This is a genomic window from Oerskovia enterophila, from assembly GCF_001692445.1.
Taxonomy (GTDB): domain Bacteria; phylum Actinomycetota; class Actinomycetes; order Actinomycetales; family Cellulomonadaceae; genus Oerskovia; species Oerskovia enterophila.
In genome coordinates this window covers 38248-54593 of sequence record NZ_MAQA01000024.1, presented here as the reverse complement: position 1 = coordinate 54593, position 16346 = coordinate 38248, and the positions used below count along the sequence as shown (strand labels likewise).

The window sequence follows — 16346 nt, the reverse complement described above, 5'->3', positions numbered from 1 at the left end:
CGACCACGGCAACCCTGGTTCGAATCCGGGCGCTGATGACCCGCACACTCCCTGACGGCGTCGCCGGAACCCCGTGGCCAACCACAGGCTCAGCACGGCGAGCGACCCGACCCGTCAGGGCACCACGTAGGAGGTCGAACATGGCGACCTCACGCACCGGCACAGCGAAGTGGAAGGGCATCGTCCGACGACGCCGCAAGGTCGCCCAGGAAGAGGGCATCACCCACTGCCCGGACTGTGAACGCCTCCTCGACTACGACACCAAGCGCACGCCCAGCACCTACCGACCCGACCTTGTCGAGGTCGACCACATCGTGCCCGCCGAAGACGGCGGGCACGACACGTTCGAGAACTCCCGCGTGCTTTGTTCCGACTGCAACAAGAAGCGCCGCTCCCGCGAACGACGACCGGCCCCTCGCGTCGTCGTCATCCTCTGCGGCCCACCCGGATCCGGGAAGACCACTGCAGCCCGCGCATCCGGCCTCGAGGTCTACGACCGCGACGACCCGCACTGGCAAGGCGAAGCCCACTTCCGCGCCGCCATCTCCCAGCTCGCACACCGACCCGACGGACAAGCCGTCGTCATCCGATCCGGCGCCACCAGCAGCGCACGCGCCGCAGCCGCACGCCTGACCGGAGCAACCCACGTCTACCTGCTGACCGCCCCCCGTGACGAGCTCCGCGCCCGCATCGCTGGGCGTGGACGGCACGACACCGCAGGCGCAACCCGAGGCGTCGACACCTGGCTCAAGCAGTACGACCGCGACGATGCCGTGCCTGACTTCCCCGACTGGCCCACCATCTGGCAGACCACAGGGAACGGGAACGGCAACACTCAGCCCACCGTCCTGGGGGCCGGGCCCATCGCGACCAGCCGCGCGTGGTGAACCCGACCCGCGCGACTCGAGCCACAGGGGGCACCACCCCCTCCCCTGGCAAGGGGACGGCGCAGCCCAGGGGTTTTGCGATATCCCCCCGAGCGGTTCGAAAATTCCGGGACGGGGGTCGAGATGGCCGACGAGGCGAGGTTCGGGGCCCGTGGTCAGCGGCTCTACGACGCCCTGACCGAGGGGGTCACCGAGGAGGCGCGTCTGGTGCTTGCCGAGGAGGCGGCCCGGGTCGCGGATCGTCTCGACGAGCTCGATCGGATCATCGCTGGCAAGGGCGTGCTCGAGCTGATGCGCTTCCGGATTCCGCATGCCTTTGAGGGCGGCGACGAGATCACCGTCGAGGTGAAGTTCGACAACGTCCTCGGTGAGTCCCGCCAGCAGATCAACGCCCTGCGACAGGTGCTCATGACCCTGGGTGTTGGCAAGGGCGCCACCACGGAGCCCGAGCAGACCCCGACCAAGTCCCCGCTCGACGAGCTGCGTGAGCGGCGAGAGAAGCAGCGCGCAGGAGGTTCTTGAGATGTCGGCTCCTGTGGTCGTGGTGATCGCCGCCAACGTGCGTGACGGGCGGGAGTGGACCGAGCATCATGCCCCGCAGCACTCGGTGATCGTGACTCCTCGGAGCATGGACGGCGTGCGTGGCTGCCTGGCCGACTCGGTCGTGTGGACGCGTGGTGCATTGCGTCTTCCGCAGGAGGTCCGTGACCGGATCTGGCGGACGGTCGCGCCGGCGCTGCTGACATGAGTGCACTCCTCGGCTGCCAGGCGCCGCGCATCCGGCTGGAGCCGAAGGCGAAGTGGTCCGATGGCGACGAGGCGTGCTTCCTGGCGACGTCCTACGGGCTGACGCCGGACCCCTGGCAGTCCCTGGTGATCGTCTCCTGGCTCGGGCGCAAGCCTGACGGGAAGTTGGCGGCGGGCCGGTGCGGGCTGTCGGTGCCGCGGCAGAACGGCAAGAACGGGGTTCTCGAGGCCGTCGAACTGTTCAAGCTCGTAGTCGAGGGCCGCAAGATCCTGCACACCGCGCACGAGATCAAGACGGCGCGCAAGGCGTTCCTTCGTCTGGCGTCGTTCTTCCAGAACAAGCGCAAGTACCCCGAGCTCGCGGCGATGGTCGTGGAGATCCGCAAGACGAACGGCCAGGAAGCCATCGTCTTGAACAACGGCGGCTCGGTCGAGTTCGTCGCTCGTTCGCGCGGGTCGGGCCGCGGGTTCACCGTGGACGACCTGGTCTGCGACGAGGCACAGGAACTCACCGACGAGCAGCTCGAGGCGCTGCTCCCGACGATCTCCTCCGCGCCCTCGGGCGACCCGCAGCAGATCTTCACCGGCACGCCGCCCGGGCCGAACAGCCCGGGCGAGGTCTTCACCCGCATGCGCGGGCAGGGCGTGGCCGGGCGAGACAAGCGCTTGTCGTGGCATGAGTGGTCCGTCGAGGGCAACGTCAACATCACCGACAAGGCGCTGTGGGCTCAGACGAACCCGAGCCTGGGTATCCGCCTGCAGGCGTCGGTGATCGTGGACGAGCTCGCCGCGATGTCCCCCGCGGGGTTTGCTCGCGAGCGGCTCGGGCGCTGGGACTCGGACGCCGTGCTCGGCCTGATCGACGTCGAGGCGTCCTGGAGGCCGCTCGCCGTGGCGAACCCGCCCGCCCAGGGGCGTGTGTCCTACGCGGTGAAGTTCTCCCCGGACGGTGCGCGCGTCTCACTGGCGGTGTGCCTGCGCCCCGAGTCGGGCAAGGCGCACGTCGAGGTGATCGACGCGCGCAGCACCGCGGGCGGCATCGGGTGGCTCGTGGACTGGCTCGAGGCCCGACACATGAACGCCGCGCAGATCGTCGTCGAAGGCAAGTCGCACGCCGGCACGCTGATCGAGGCCCTGCGGGCGCAGAAGGTGCCCGAACGTGTGATCTGGGCGCCGACCACAGACCAGGCGATCACCGCGCACTCGATGCTGCTCAACGCCGTCGAGGCGACCTCGATGACGCACTGGGCGCAACCCATCCTCGCGGTCGCAGTCGCGCACGCGGGCAAGCGTCCGATCGGGACCAACGGTGGGTGGGGCTGGAAGCCCTTGGGCGGGCACGACGTGACGCCCCTGGAAGCAGTGACCTACGCCTACTGGGCGGCCATGACGAGCAAGCGGCGCCCTGGGCGCAAGACGAAGGGACGGGTGATGGCATGACGCGCAGCAAGCCCGTTGCGATCTCCTCGGCCGTCTTTGCTGGGCTCGACCCGGATCACGTGGGCCTCGTGCGCCACCTGGTCGAGAAGGTCAACGGCAAGCGCCACCGCAACGAGCTGCGCCGCCGGTACTACGACGGGCTGAACGTACTCAAGGACTTGGGGATCTCGATCCCGCCTTCGCTGCGCAGTGTCGAGGTCGTCGCCGGATGGCCGGCCAAGGCCGTCGATGCGATGTCGCGGCGCACGGTCCTCGAGGGTTTCGACACGACCCAGGGGGGCCAGGAGGTCAAGTCGCTGGTCGGTCAGATCTGGGAGGACAACCGGCTCGACGCCGAAGCGCCTGCGGCTCACACGTCTGCCTTGATGCACTCGTGCGCGTTCGGGTTCGTCACCCAGGGCGACCAGGCGGCAAGCGAGCCCGGGGCCCTGATCACCGCTCAGTCCGCGGAGAACGCCACCGGCGACTGGGACCGGCGCCGCCGCTGCCTCGGCAATGGCCTGTCGATCATCGACGTCGACGCCAAGACCGGGCAGCCGACCCTGATGAACCTCTACACGCCCAACCGCGTCGAGGTCATGCGCATGGTGCGCCCGGGCCTGTACGACGTCGAGACCATCGACCACACGATGGGCGTGCCCGTTGAGCTGCTGCCCTTCCGCGCGAGCCTGGAGCGCCCCTTCGGTCGCTCGCGAATCACCCGCGCGGTCATGTACCTGACCGACGCCATGGTCCGCACGATGCTGCGCACCGAGGTCGGCGCAGAGTTCTACAACGCACCCCAGCGGTATGCCCTTGGCGCCGAGGATGACGCGTTCGAGGACAAGGACGGGAACCCGATCCCCGCATGGACCGTGATGCTGGGACGGCTTCTGACGCTCTCGCGCGACGAGGACGGCAACCTTCCGCAGGTCGGTCAGTTCGCCCAGCAGACCATGCAGCCGAACATCGAGCAGCAGCGCTCGCTCGCGATGATGTACACGGGCGAGACGTCGCTGCCAGCAGGCTCGCTCGGCATCATCCAGGACAACCCCGAGTCGGCCGACGCGATCCGCGCGCGCAACGAAGACCTCGGCATGGAGATCGAGCACTGGCAGAAGTCGGCGCTCGGTCCCGCGTGGCGACGCCTGATGCTGCGCGCGGTCGCGATGTCGACCGACTCCCCCGCGGCCCTGGCTGAGGCGCGAAGCCTGCGATCGGTGTGGGGCTCGTGGTCCGCGCCGTCAGAGGTCTCCCGTGCCCAAGCATCGCTCGCACGCGTCCAGGCCGTGCCTCGCCTGGCCGAGACCGACGTCGAGCTCTCCCGCATGGGGTACACCCCCGAGGAGATCGAGAGCATGCGGGCCCAGTGGGCGCGGGAGGCATCACGCGCCAACCTGACGGCGATCCTCGCGTCTGCGCGAGGTCAGAGCGCAGCCGCGGCCGCGGAGGTGCTCTCGGCGCCCGCTCAGGAGGCAGCACCGACGCCTGCGGCCGCCGACGACGTGGAGACGCTCAAGAAGAAGTTCGAAGCGATCGGAGTCGCTACTCGCGCCGGAGTCGACCAGGACGACGCATCCTCGCGTCTCGGGCTTGAGGGGCTCAAGTTCACCGGGGCCATGCCGGTCTCGCTCCGCATGCCCGAGTCGGAGGCCGCGGGCCTCGAGGAGAAGTGACCCGTGGCCACAGACGCCCAGATCGCGACCTATCGGGCGGCGGGCATCGAGCTCACGGGCCAGGTTGAGGCGGACCTTGCGCAGTTCTGGTCCTACCTTGACCTGGCCCGCCCGGATCGGGTGCGTACCGCGCTGCTGAACTACGTGCCGCTGCTGGTGCAGCGCTACGGCGACATTGCGGCGACCGTGGCGGCCGACTGGTTCGAGTCGCTGTACTACGACGCGCTCGACGAGGGCCTGGTCCGCCGGGTCGCCACATCCACCGCCCGGTCGTTCGTCGCGACGACCGCACCGCCGGACCTGGCCGTCGTGGAGTCCGGGCTGCTGTACGCCACCGACCGCTACCTGACGAGCCCGACACCGGAGAAGGCGCTGGAGGTCGTGTCGAAGGCCGCGGCGCGCGAGGTCCTGCAGACCGGTCGGCGCACGATCGTGCAGAACACGCGCCTGCGCGGCTCAGGTGCGGCCGGGTGGGGGCGCCGCGCCCGACCCGGTGCGTGCCGGTTCTGCCGGGCGCTGGCCTCGCGCGGCGCGGTCTACAAGGAAGCCACGGCCCGCTTCGCCTCGCACGCCCCGGTGTGCAACTGCGTGGCGTTTCCCGTCTTCGACCACGACGCCCCAGAGGTCGACGTCTCGACCTACGTCGCGTCCCGCAACACCGCGCGCATGAACCCGCGCGAGCGTGAGCGGCATCGAGCCCAGGTCGCCGCCTGGCTCGAGCACAAGTACCCCGGCGAGTCCGACCACGCACAGGACGAGCACGCCGACTGACCTTCCCACCGTCCGGTGGGACTACCCGAACGGCCAGGGGAAACGGGCCGGAACAGATGCCGACGGGCCTACGGAAGGAACCAACGATGAGCAACGAGCAGCAGACGGTCGAGCAGCCTGGACCGAACGACCAGGGCGGACAGGGCGTGACCTTCACGCCCCCCGCAAGCCAGGACGAGTTCAACCGCATCATCGCGGACCGCCTCTCGCGCGAGCGCGCGAAGTTCGCGGACTACGACGACCTCAAGACCAAGGCGGGCGAGTTCGACAAGCTCACCGAGGCGCAGAAGACCGACATCCAGAAGGCCAACGACCGCGCGCTCGCGGCCGAGGCCGAGGTCGCGAAGTTCAAGGACCGTGAGCAGGTCACCAAGTGGAAGGCCGAGGTCGCCGCAGCGACCGGCGTCCCCGCCACCGCCCTGTCCGGCTCCACGCTCGAGGACATCCAGGCCCACGCCGAGGTCCTCAAGCCGCTCATCACCACTCCCCCGGCCGAACGCGGGCCGCAGGTCCCCACCGAGGGGACCGGCAACCCGGGCGACCGCGTCACCCAGCTCGCACAGACCGACCTCGCATCCATGACGCCTGCGCAGATCAACGAGGCACGCCGCGCTGGCCGCCTCAACCGCCTGCTCGGGATCTCCTGACCCAGAAAGGGGCCACCCCATGGCCGTCAACAACTACATCCCGGCAATCTGGCACGCCGGGATCCTCGAGAACCTGCACAACGCGCAGGTCGTCGTCCCGACCCTGAACACCGACTACGAGGGCGACATCGTCAACGGCGGCGAGAAGGTGAAGATCACCTCCTTCACCCAGCCCACGATCAAGACCTACGCCGGATCGATCACCCGCGAGGGCCTGACCGACGCCGGCCAGGAGCTCCTGATCGACCAGCAGAAGTACTTCGCCTTCCTCGTCGACGACGTCGACAAGGTCCAGGCCGCCGGCAACTTCGACGCCGTGCAGGCCGACGCCGCCGCTGGCCTGGCGGATGTGGCCGAGAACTTCGTCATCAGCGAGATGCTCGCCAGCGGCACCGCCGGTGGTGGCACCGCAGCGATCACCGACTTCGCCGGCGCGTGGGCAGTGCTCGTGCGGCTCCGCAAGGTCCTGAACAAGGCCAAGATCCCCACTACCGGGCGCTCGGCCGCGCTCAACGCCGAGTTCGCTTCGCTGCTGTTCGGGCCCGGCTCGCACCTCATCAAGGCGAACGAGGCCGGCACCGACGACGAGCTGCGCCGCGGCGTGCTCGCCAACGACGTGCTCGGCTTCACCCTCCTGGAGAGCCAGGCGTCCGCGCTCGCGAACGCCGACAAGCCCGCCGCGATCGGCTACCACGGCCGCTCGGTGGGCTACGCCGACCAGATCGTCAAGACCCGCGCGCAGACCGTGACCGACGCCTTCGGCGACCAGGTCGACGGCCTGCACGTCTACGGGTCCAAGGTGCTGCGCGCCACCGCCGTCCAGACCTACATCTCGGCCTGAGAGGAGAACGCCATGACCTGGATCAAGGCCACCAACGGCAACGTCTTCGAGCTCGACGACGAGGACCTGGTCGAGCGGTACGCGGACCGGAACGGGTTCGAGTCCTACGACCACGACCCCCGCGAGACCCCCGAGGACGGCGAGGGCGAACTCGAGGGGGACCCCGAGCAGGGCGACCCCGAGGATGGCGACACTTCACCCTCCCCGGCCGCCCCGCACGGCAACGCCGCGCGTGAGAAGTGGGTCGCGCACGCCGAGGCCCTCGGCTTCGAGGTCCCCGAAGACGCCACCCGCGAGGACATCAAGACCCTGGTCGCCTCCACGGCCCAGGGCGAGTGAGAGGAGGGGCCGCCATGGCGCTCACACCACCGTTCGTCACCAGCGAAGAGTTCACGACCTGGCTGGGGCGGCCCCTCACCTCCACGGAGGCCGACGCGCTCCCCGGCCTGCTCTTGGAAGCCTCTCAGGCGATCCTCGACGCGGACCGGCGCGGCATCCTCTCGGACCTGACGACACCGACCGGGACCGTCGTGCGCGTCACGCGACGCATGGTCAAGCGAGCACTCCCCGGCTCGGCGACGCCAGGCCCGCCGGTCACCCAGGACTCCGCAACCTGGGGGCCGTTCAACCAGGCCCGCACCTACGCGAACCCCGGCGGCGACGTCTACCTGGCCAAGCAGGACAAGATCGACCTCGGCTTCCTGCGCCAACGCGCGGGCGGCATCGACATGTGGGCCGGCGCCCGTCAGGTGCCGTGATGGACGCCAACGACCTGCCCGACTGGTGCACCCCGCACGAAGTCACCATCCGGGCCCTGGTCGGGTCGGACGGCATGGGCCAGGCCTACGCCGACCCGGTCACCGTCCCCGCGTTCGTGCTCGACGAGGTCCAGCTCGTGCGCGACGCGTCAGGGTCCGAGGTGGTCTCCTCCACCACGATCCACCTCTCGTTCTCGGTCAGCGCCCCGCCCGGGTCGCTCGTCACCATCTGGCCCGGGCTCGCCGAGCGCGAGGCGACCGTCATTGCCTCCGGCCGTGCTGCGCACCCGACCCTGCCGGCCTACCAGACGCTGCGGCTGACATGAGTGGCGACCCCACCGCGGCCCTGCGTGCCGCCGCGGCCGAAGGGCTCAACGCCGCCGCGACGCTCGTGCGCGATGTCGCCCGTTCACGCGCACCGGTCGGCGAGACCGGGGACCTGCGCGAGTCCCTCGACGTCGACCCCGCATCCGCGGGCGCACTGGAGGCAACGGTCGGAACCAGCCTGGAGTACGCGGTCTATCAGCACGAGACGCTCGACCTGCAGCACGACGACGGGCAGGCGAAGTTCCTCGAGTCGGCCGCGATCGAGTCGATTGGCCAGCTCGAGCAGATCATTGCCGCGCGCGTGCGCGCCGCACTCGGAGGCTAGCGCTCCAGCTGGCGGCGCTGGACGAGCTCGCGGTTCCGCGCCCGACGCACCGCCGCCCACACGAGCAGTCCGATTCCCGCCAGGAGCACGACCCAAGCGATCGGCGCGGCAGCGTCAGTCCAGTACCCCGGCTCCTTCCCGAAGCCAAGGAACCACACCGCAACGAGCGTGGCGACGCCGACCGCGATCGCGCCCCAGCCTGCGGCGACGAGGCGAGCGGTGGGCCGGATGTCTGCGTTGTCACTCATGAGCACACGGTACTGGAGGCGCGATGGACGACGACGTGCTGACGAGGGTGATCTGCGAACGTCTCGCGGCAGCCAGGGTAGGGGTCTGGCGCCCAGCGGGCCCCGCGTACACGGCTGCGGAGACCGGCATCTTCTACGGCGCCCTCGGAGCCACACCGGACCGCGCGCTAGCCGTGGCGGTCTACCTGCCTGTCGACGACATCGAGACGGGCATCGCGCTGCGCTACCTCCAGGTTCGCTCCCGAGGCCCACGCGGCACACCGGACGGCGCCGACGTGCTCGCTGGGGCCGTCTTCCGCGCGCTGCACGGGACGTACCCGCGCGGCGGCATTGCACGCATCACCCGAACCTCGGCCGCCCGGCTCGGCGCGGACGGGAACAGCCGCCAGGAGCGGACAGACAACTACCTCGTGATCCTTGACGACAACCCGGAGGCAACCCAATGAGCACCCCCACGACCGCGCTGCCCGCAGGGGCCGCGCTCGGCTTCTCCTACGAGTACGGACTCGACGTCGACCTCAACTACGACGCCGGCGCCGCTACCCCGACCGAGCCCAACTGGCAGCCCGTGCGGCGCGCGTCAGCGATCGCACCGACCGCTCCCCCGATCACCGCCACGGCGCAGTCCTACGACGACCTGGGCGCCCCGAACGACCAGAAGACCTCCGAGTCCTGGGCGCTCGCCTTCACGGCGCTGGTCAACCGCCTCGCGTCGGGCCTCTACGCCCCGGAGATCGAGGCGCTCAAGAAGTACACCGAGCCCGACGCCATCGGCACGGCCTCGATCGCGCACGTGCGCTGGTACGACAAGCCCGCCTCGGGCGCCCCGAACCCGAACGACGCCTACGAGGGCTTCTGCTCGGTCTCCTTCGATCGCGGTAACACCGGCAACGCCGACACCGGATCGTGGTCCTTTACCCTGACCGGGCAGGGGCGCCGGATCCAGATCGCCAACCCGTTCACGGGATGGGCTCCCTCGACACCGGTCGTCACGTCCGTCCTGCCCTCGGGCGCAGCGGCCGGCGAGCTCGTCACGATCAAGGGCACCGGGTTCAGCGCCGTCACGGGCGCGGACGGCGTGAAGTTCGGCGCGGCGAACGCGGCCGACTACGAGGTCGTCTCGCCGACGGTGATCGTCGCGAGCCTGCCGACCGGGTCCGCTGGTGCAGCGAACGTTGTCGTGAAGAGCCCCGCCGGGTCGTCCGCGCCGTTCACGTACACCCGCGGCGCATGACGAGCGTCGACTTCTCAGCCTGGGCGACCCCGGGCGTGGACCTCACGCTGGGCGGGCGCGCCTACACGGTCGCCCCGCCCAGCGTGGCGCGCGGACGCCAGATCACCGCGCTCGCCGTCCGCGCCGAGCTTGCGATCGGGCTCGTGCACGGCGAGATGCCGACCGGCCTCGCCGAAGTCATCGAGGAGATCGCGACCGAACCTCTGGGCGTGGTCACTCTCGGGTCCGGCGTCTACGAGCAGATGGTCGCCGACGGGCTGCCCGCGCTCGACATCGACCGGGCCGCGTACTACGCCCTGCACTACTGGGCACGCGGCAAGGCACAGGCGGACTGGCTCGCCGACCTCATGTGGGGCGAGCGGCCCGAACAGGCCGGTGAAGCAGCCCCAAAAGCGCCCCGCCGACGACGCTCGAGGAGTGGGCGCAGTACGGCGTCGGCGAGCCAGACGAAGACGGGTACTACCCCGACTACCGGATCCCCGCAGGCCTGAAACCGGGAGCCAGTACGGAGCCCGCACCCCGGTCGTGGGTCGGGTGGTGGCACATCATCCCGCACTGGGACGCGGTGATCTGCGACCTCGCGCACTTGTACGGGATCGACCTGTACGACCCGGCCGTCCTGGCCCGCCCATGGCCCGGCATCCGGACCATGATCCTGTCCCTGCTCCACCGGCCCTCGGCCCTGGCCGACCGGATCGAAAGGAGCACGCCGTGACCGTGCGCGTAGCCGAACTCGAGACCGCCTTCACCGCCGTCGTCGCCGACTTCGAGAAGGGCGCGAAGGCGGTCGAGAGCCGCCGCAAGCAGCTGGCTGACAAGACGGTTGAGGTCGAGGTCGGTGCCGACGTCAAGGGCGCGACCGAGGGCATGGACCGTATCGAGGTCAAGACCAAGGCGATCGCGTCGGCCAAGACCGTCGCCCAGATCGACGCCTCGATCGACAAGGGCGAGAAGAGCATCGCGACCATCGAGGCGCGCCTCGACGAGCTCCGACAGTCAGACGCGTCTCCGCAGGTGACTGCGGACATCTCCCGGGCAGAGGCCTCCCTCGATAAGGCCCGCTCCTCGCTCGAGCAGATGCGTGGCCTGCGCGCTGAGATGGTCGTCCAGGCCGACACCGCACAGGCCGAGGGCGCCCTGGGCGACATCGCGGACACCGCCGATGACGCAGGGGCCGAGGGAGGACGCCGGGCTGGCTCGAAACTGTCCAGCGGCATCGTCGCGGCCCTTGCCACGATCCCGATCGCCGGGGCCGTCATCGGTGTTGGCGTCGCGGCCGGCAAGTCCCTGGCGGACGCGATCCAGGATGGGTTGCAGGTCGAGGTCCGCCAGGACCGACTGCAGGCCCTGACCGGCATCAGCGAAGGCGAGGCTGCGAAGTTTGGCCGCGCTGCCGGTGAGGCCTACGCCGGGAACTTCGGCGAGTCGATCGAGTCAAATATGGACACGGCCCGGATCGCGTTGCAGGGCGGCCTGCTCGACCCTAGGGCGACCGTGCGCCAGTCGCAGCAGGTCATCGAGTCCCTCGCTGGGATCGCGAACGTTCTCGACGAGGACGTCCGCCCCGTCTCGGTGGCCGTGACGCAGCTGCTCAAGACGGGCCTCGCCAAGAGCGCCGACGAGGCGTTCGACCTGCTCGCGACCGGCGCCCGCGAGGGCGTCAACGCCCAGGAGGACCTGCTCGACACCTTCACCGAGTACCCCTCTCTCTTCCAGCGCCTCGGCCTGACCGGTGCAGAAGCTCTCGGGCTCATCAACCAGGGCCTCGGCGCCGGCGCCCGCAACAGCGACCTCGCCGCGGACGCCCTCAAGGAGTTCCAGATTCGGGCGACCGACGGGTCCAAGGCCAGCGCCGAAGGGTTCAAGACCCTCGGCCTGAACGCCGAGGAGATGACGACCAAGATCGCTGCCGGCGGCGAGGGGGCCCGCGAGGGCCTCGACATCGTGCTCGACAAGCTCCGCGAGATCGAGGACCCGGTCGCCCGCAACGCGGCCGCGATCGCACTCTTCGGCACTCAGGCCGAGGACCTCGGAGAGGCCCTGTTCGCCATGGACCTCACGACCGCAGTCGACCAACTCAACGGCGTCACCGGCTCCGCGCAACGCATGTTCGACACCCTCTCCGACAACGACGCCGCCAAGATGGAGTCCGCAAAGCGCAACATCGAGGTCGCGGCCGACGGCATCAAGGGAGCGCTCGCAGCTGCGTTCTCCGAGCCTCTCGGCGACGCCGCGGAGTTCGTGTCGGAGAACCGAGGCGCCGTCGTCGGGTTCCTGCTCGACGTCGCCAACGGCGCACTCGACGCCGGTCGTTCGCTCGTCGAGGCTGGGGCCTCGGGCGTGGAGGCATTCGGGGACTTCGTGTCCACCGTGGGTCCCGAAGTCATGGGCGTTCTCAATAGCATCGTGCAGGGCATGGGCCGTATCGGACTCGTCTCTGACGAAGATGCGCAGTCGTTCGCCGACTTCACGGCCACCTCGATCAAGGGCATGGAGGACTTCGACGCGGCGACTGAGACGGCCGCCGACGCCATGCGCACCAACCTGATCGAGAAGGGGATCGACCCCGCCCAGCAGAGGCTCAACGAATTCGGAATCCCGCAGGTTCTGCAGGCAGAGTTCCACGACGCCTCGCTGCGCGCAGCCAAGTCGCTGGAAGGGGTCGGCTTCGCTGCTGACGGAGCGACGGCTCTAGTCGACGCCTTCTCGGTCGCGCAGGACGGGACGGTCACCGCCGGCGCCGCGCTCGAAGGGCAGTTGCAGAACGCGGTCGCCGCGCTCGACGCGGAGGCCGCCGCCGGCGCTCGGGCCGGAGAGACCCAGGAGAGTCTCGCCGGGAAGTACGAGCTCGGCCGCCAGGCCCTCCTTGCCCAGCTCACGCAGATGGGCCTCACCGAGGACCAGGCGTGGGCCTTGATCGACACCTACGGCGCCGTGCCAAGCAAGGTCGACACCGCGATCTCGTCGAACGCCGGCGCGGTCACGGTCGAGGTCGGCGGCCTGGCCTACGAGGTCCGGCACCTGCCCGACGGGTCGATCGAGGTCGTCGCCGAAGGTAACGCGTGGGACCGGGTCGACGGCGTCACCCGGCAGGTCCACGCCCTCAACGGCAAGACGTTTTCCTTCACGATGCAGATGAACCAGCGCGGAGAACAGCTCAACGGGGTTGGCGTCAACTCGCGCATCTCGGAGGACGGGTCGCTGTCGGAACAGGGCAACGGGCTCAAGGCGTTCGCGTCGGGTGGCATGACTGGTGCGGGCGCGGGCGTCCCTCGGGTGCCTCAGATCCAACGTGGAGGGGCGAACGTCCTATGGGCTGAGGACTCCACGATCTGGGAGGCGTACATCTCTGGCAAGCCGTCCATGCGGAACCGGAACCTCCGGATCTGGGAAGAGGCCGGGCGTCGCCTCGGATTCCAGATGCCCACGACGCGACGCGCCGATGGGGGCCTGGCCGGGGCGCCCGCTTCGGCTTCCCCGGCAGCCCAGTCCGGCCCGCTCGTGGCGCGCCTGGCACCGGAGGACATTCGCTTGCTCGGCGACTACATCCTGGCCGGGTCTCGACAGGTCTCGGTGGGCGCGGTACGCACGTTCCGTTCGTGGGGAGGCACCTGATGGCAGTGACGCTGACCGCGACCCTCGTCTCGGCAGGAACCCCGCAGCCGGTGCAGCTCGTACTGACTGGAATCCCTGCCGGGACGAGGTTCGTGATCGAAGGCACTGCGGACGCCGGGGCATCGGTGTGGCCGGTGCCCGGGGGCATCGGTGTCGCCGACAGTGGACAGACGGTGCGCGTCGACAACCGGTCCGCACTGAATCGCTCAGTGACGTACCGGGCGACAGTCGCAGGCGTGACACACACCGCCGCCCCCGTCACGATCGCCCACCCCGGCCGAGTCGTGCTGCAGTCACTGGACGGGCAGATCGTGGCGCCGGTACGACTGCACGACAACGACGACCCCCGCGAACTGGACCTGCGCTCCCACGCAACAACGGTGCCCGGTCGGTCTCGTCCGCCGGCCCGGGTTGCTCCCGCCGGGTACGGGTCCGGCGCGCTGGAGGTGACCACGACCGGTGCGGCGACTGCGGCGCTACGTGACCTGTTGCTGTCCGGGCTCCCGATTGTGGTGCGCACGGACGGTACGGCGCCGCTCGAGCGGGCTGTCGACCTGGCGCTGCCGCAGCGGGCGCCCTACTCGCTGGCCACGGTCCGTGAGTACGGGGACTCGCGACGTTGGGTCATCTCCTTCTTGTTCGTGGACGATCCCGAGCCGTCGGCCGTGCTCGCGGCCTGGACCAACGCTGACTTCAACGCCGCGATGGCCGCCCGGACGAACGCGGGCTTCAACGCCCTGTTCGCAGGGTCCACGAACCTTCAGTTCAACACCTACGACTGGGGTCAGTTGCTCCCGTGAGAGGAAGCAGGGATGCGAGCTGGTGCACCAGATGAAGTCCTGTCGGGAGTGTGTGGGTGGCGCCCGGTCGTCTCGTCCTGGCTGGGCGGGCGTCTGCTCGCCGCGGATGTCCCAGTCACCCAAGGGCGGGCCGTCGCGCGGTCCGACCAGGACATCCCCGAGCGCCTGACGTTCGCTGTTCCACGGTACGACGGTCGCGACTGGCGGCCTGGGGCACTGGCGGATCACCCGCTCGCGCGGTACGGGCAGGAGTTGCAGCTCTCGATCGTTGTCACCTCGAGCGCTACGGGCCGTGAGTACGAGACCCGCGTCGGCAGGTTCCTCATCGTGGACTGGGATGACGGCGACGATGGCGCGATCCAGGTCACTGCGGCCGGGCGTCTGCGCCGGGTGGAGGACGCCAAGCTCACGTCCCCGACGCAGCCTGGGACCGGGGCGACGCTCATGTCCGAGGCCCGGCGCCTGCTGCCGCCCGGGATGAGTGCCGGGTTCGACCCCGTCCTGGTCGACCGGCCGTGCCCGGCCGGCATGGCTTGGTCGGAGGACCGACTCGCGGCGCTGCGGGAGATCGCGGACGCGTGGCCGGCACTGCTGCGCACCGACGAGTGGGGGCAGGTGCGGTTTCGCCGCCCGCTGCCCGCGGTGCCGATCCCGGTCCTGTCACTGCGTGACGGGGCGCGCGGGACGCTGGCCTCTGCGGGTCGCTCGGACACCAGAGACGGCGCCTGCAACCAGATCGTGGCCCGCTCGTCCGCCGCGGGCGCCGCAGACATCCAGGCCGTCGCGTCCCAGACCACCGGGCCCATGTCCGTCACGGGCGAGTACGGGGCCGTGACCCGGCACTGGTCCTCACCGCTGATCGCCACGGACGCCCAAGCCCTGGCCTCCGCTCACACCATGCTCGCCTCCTCGATCCTGCCGGCATCCTCGATTCCCGTCATGTGCGCCCCCGACCCACGCGTCGACCTCGACGACCCGGTCGAGGTCCTGCGCGACGGTGAACGCACGTGGGGGTGGGTCACCGGGTACGACCTGCCCCTGACCGTCGACGACGGCGACATGCGTGTGGACGTGGGGGTGAGTACGTGAGTGACCTCGACCTCGCATTCGCGCCCAAGCGACCCGACGACGCCCTCACCGTGACCGGCCCTGTGTACGCGGTCGACGCAGCGGCGCGGGTCGTACAGGTCGGCCTGCCTGGGGGCGCGGCGTTGATCCTGCCCGCTCAGCCGGGACGCTACCGGCGCAGCACCGCTCAGGGAGGCGGCCTAGCCCGCGTCCTGCTCAATCCCATCACTGGACGGCCCGAACTCGTCTTGGGCCCCCTCGACCCGCTCGACACCGTCGTCCCGGCCACGATGACCGCGACCGCCGGCACGGTCGCCACCGTGACCTGGGCAGGCGCGTCCTACTCCCTGCCGTACCTGGCCGGGGCCTACGGGACCCTGCCCGCCTCAGTGTGGGTCTCACTGTCTGACTGGGGCGAGCCCGTCCTGGTCCTGGGCCCGTCCCCGGTCGCCCCGCCTCCCAGCGGCGGTGGCGGCACCCCGCCCGGCGGCAGCGGCACCGTCCAGGTCACCCAGACCATCGGGCCCCAGTGGTCCGGGTCCTGGCGCGCCTCGGCGGGCGCATGGGACCGGTGGAACGTCGACCGGTACGGCGGCCGCTCCACCCTCTACCAGGGCAACGGATTCGGGTCCGGGCCCATGACCGGGCTCGCGACCTACGGCGACCAGCTCGCCAACCTCGGCGCGATCAGCATCGACCGTATCCAGGTCATGCTCCGCGGTGTGGGCCTCGCCGGGGCGTCGGGCCCCGCGACCGTCCAAGGCTCCCCGCACGGCACCCGGCCCGGCGGCGCCCCGACGTCGACCGGTGCGACCGCGACCGGCGACGGCTGGACCGACCTCGCCGCCGCCACCCGCGAGGGCATGCGCACCGGCGCCATCAAGGCCCTCGCGCTGATCGGCCCCCAGTACTGGGCCGTCGCCGGCAGCGGCGACGGCATGGCCCTGATCGCGACCTACACCCGACCCGCCTAGGAGGCGCCC

General features: G+C 70.2%; 21 protein-coding genes. 20 read left to right on the top strand and 1 reads right to left on the bottom strand.

Going from position 1 to position 16346, the window contains the following annotated elements; all coding sequences use genetic code 11:
• Window positions 1–140 precede the first annotated feature (140 nt).
• The 12 genes from OERS_RS11185 (at window position 141) to OERS_RS11130 (ending at window position 8398) form a co-directional block, all read left to right on the top strand.
• Window positions 141–887 (top strand): HNH endonuclease, encoded by a 747-nt coding sequence (locus tag OERS_RS11185; protein WP_068625819.1) that lies wholly within the window; start codon window positions 141–143, stop codon window positions 885–887.
• 123 nt (window positions 888–1010) lie between these two features.
• On the top strand, window positions 1011–1409 hold the full coding sequence (locus OERS_RS11180) for a hypothetical protein (RefSeq protein ID WP_068625818.1): 399 nt from the start codon (window positions 1011–1013) through the stop codon (window positions 1407–1409).
• 1 nt (window position 1410) lies between these two features.
• Window positions 1411–1635: a hypothetical protein gene (locus OERS_RS11175; RefSeq protein WP_068625817.1), complete on the top strand. Its 225-nt coding sequence runs from the start codon at window positions 1411–1413 to the stop codon at window positions 1633–1635.
• Entirely contained in the window at window positions 1632–3074 is a 1443-nt protein-coding gene (locus OERS_RS11170; protein WP_068625816.1) for a hypothetical protein, read from the top strand. Before OERS_RS11175 ends, OERS_RS11170 begins: the two co-directional genes overlap by 4 nt.
• Window positions 3071–4729, top strand: coding sequence for a phage portal protein (locus OERS_RS11165; protein WP_068625815.1), 1659 nt, complete (start codon window positions 3071–3073; stop codon window positions 4727–4729). The genes OERS_RS11170 and OERS_RS11165 overlap by 4 nt, the downstream gene beginning before the upstream one ends.
• Window positions 4730–4732: 3 nt before the next feature.
• Window positions 4733–5500: a VG15 protein gene (locus tag OERS_RS11160; protein ID WP_068625814.1), complete on the top strand. Its 768-nt coding sequence runs from the start codon at window positions 4733–4735 to the stop codon at window positions 5498–5500.
• Between the two features lie 86 nt (window positions 5501–5586).
• Window positions 5587–6147: a hypothetical protein gene (locus OERS_RS11155; RefSeq protein WP_068625813.1), complete on the top strand. Its 561-nt coding sequence runs from the start codon at window positions 5587–5589 to the stop codon at window positions 6145–6147.
• Between the two features lie 19 nt (window positions 6148–6166).
• The gene (locus OERS_RS11150) at window positions 6167–6988 is read left to right on the top strand and encodes a P22 phage major capsid protein family protein (protein ID WP_068625812.1); all 822 of its coding nucleotides are present in this window, start codon (window positions 6167–6169) and stop codon (window positions 6986–6988) included.
• Between the two features lie 12 nt (window positions 6989–7000).
• Complete coding sequence (locus OERS_RS11145) at window positions 7001–7327, top strand: hypothetical protein (RefSeq protein ID WP_068625811.1); 327 nt, start codon at window positions 7001–7003, stop codon at window positions 7325–7327.
• Between the two features lie 14 nt (window positions 7328–7341).
• Window positions 7342–7746, top strand: coding sequence for a Gp19/Gp15/Gp42 family protein (locus tag OERS_RS11140; protein ID WP_068625810.1), 405 nt, complete (start codon window positions 7342–7344; stop codon window positions 7744–7746).
• Complete coding sequence (locus tag OERS_RS11135; RefSeq protein ID WP_068625809.1) at window positions 7746–8072, top strand: hypothetical protein; 327 nt, start codon at window positions 7746–7748, stop codon at window positions 8070–8072. Before OERS_RS11140 ends, OERS_RS11135 begins: the two co-directional genes overlap by 1 nt.
• On the top strand, window positions 8069–8398 hold the full coding sequence (locus OERS_RS11130) for an HK97 gp10 family phage protein (RefSeq protein ID WP_068625808.1): 330 nt from the start codon (window positions 8069–8071) through the stop codon (window positions 8396–8398). The genes OERS_RS11135 and OERS_RS11130 overlap by 4 nt, the downstream gene beginning before the upstream one ends.
• On the opposite strand, the gene OERS_RS11125 is transcribed toward OERS_RS11130, so the two are convergent.
• Window positions 8395–8646 carry a hypothetical protein gene (locus tag OERS_RS11125; RefSeq protein WP_139107793.1) on the bottom strand — a complete coding sequence of 84 codons (252 nt, stop codon included), beginning with the start codon at window positions 8644–8646 and terminating at the stop codon, window positions 8395–8397. The two genes, OERS_RS11130 and OERS_RS11125, sit on opposite strands and share 4 nt — an antisense overlap.
• Before the next feature lie 23 nt (window positions 8647–8669).
• On the opposite strand from OERS_RS11125, the gene OERS_RS11120 reads away from it, so the two are divergent.
• The 8 genes from OERS_RS11120 (at window position 8670) to OERS_RS11090 (ending at window position 16337) form a co-directional block, all read left to right on the top strand.
• Window positions 8670–9092 (top strand): minor capsid protein, encoded by a 423-nt coding sequence (locus OERS_RS11120; RefSeq protein WP_068625806.1) that lies wholly within the window; start codon window positions 8670–8672, stop codon window positions 9090–9092.
• Complete coding sequence (locus OERS_RS11115) at window positions 9089–9880, top strand: phage tail tube protein (protein WP_068625805.1); 792 nt, start codon at window positions 9089–9091, stop codon at window positions 9878–9880. Before OERS_RS11120 ends, OERS_RS11115 begins: the two co-directional genes overlap by 4 nt.
• Complete coding sequence (locus OERS_RS11110) at window positions 9877–10371, top strand: DUF7426 family protein (protein WP_068625804.1); 495 nt, start codon at window positions 9877–9879, stop codon at window positions 10369–10371. The genes OERS_RS11115 and OERS_RS11110 overlap by 4 nt, the downstream gene beginning before the upstream one ends.
• A gap of 74 nt (window positions 10372–10445) precedes the next feature.
• The gene (locus OERS_RS21530; RefSeq protein WP_169834214.1) at window positions 10446–10595 is read left to right on the top strand and encodes a hypothetical protein; all 150 of its coding nucleotides are present in this window, start codon (window positions 10446–10448) and stop codon (window positions 10593–10595) included.
• Window positions 10592–13495, top strand: a complete 2904-nt coding sequence (locus OERS_RS11105) for a phage tail tape measure protein (RefSeq protein ID WP_068625803.1) — start codon at window positions 10592–10594, stop codon at window positions 13493–13495. Before OERS_RS21530 ends, OERS_RS11105 begins: the two co-directional genes overlap by 4 nt.
• Before the next feature lie 5 nt (window positions 13496–13500).
• Entirely contained in the window at window positions 13501–14295 is a 795-nt protein-coding gene (locus OERS_RS11100) for a hypothetical protein (RefSeq protein WP_139107792.1), read from the top strand.
• A gap of 327 nt (window positions 14296–14622) precedes the next feature.
• Window positions 14623–15384: a hypothetical protein gene (locus OERS_RS11095; RefSeq protein WP_139107791.1), complete on the top strand. Its 762-nt coding sequence runs from the start codon at window positions 14623–14625 to the stop codon at window positions 15382–15384.
• Window positions 15381–16337: a hypothetical protein gene (locus OERS_RS11090; RefSeq protein WP_068625800.1), complete on the top strand. Its 957-nt coding sequence runs from the start codon at window positions 15381–15383 to the stop codon at window positions 16335–16337. Before OERS_RS11095 ends, OERS_RS11090 begins: the two co-directional genes overlap by 4 nt.
• The last annotated feature ends 9 nt before the right edge of the window (window positions 16338–16346 follow it).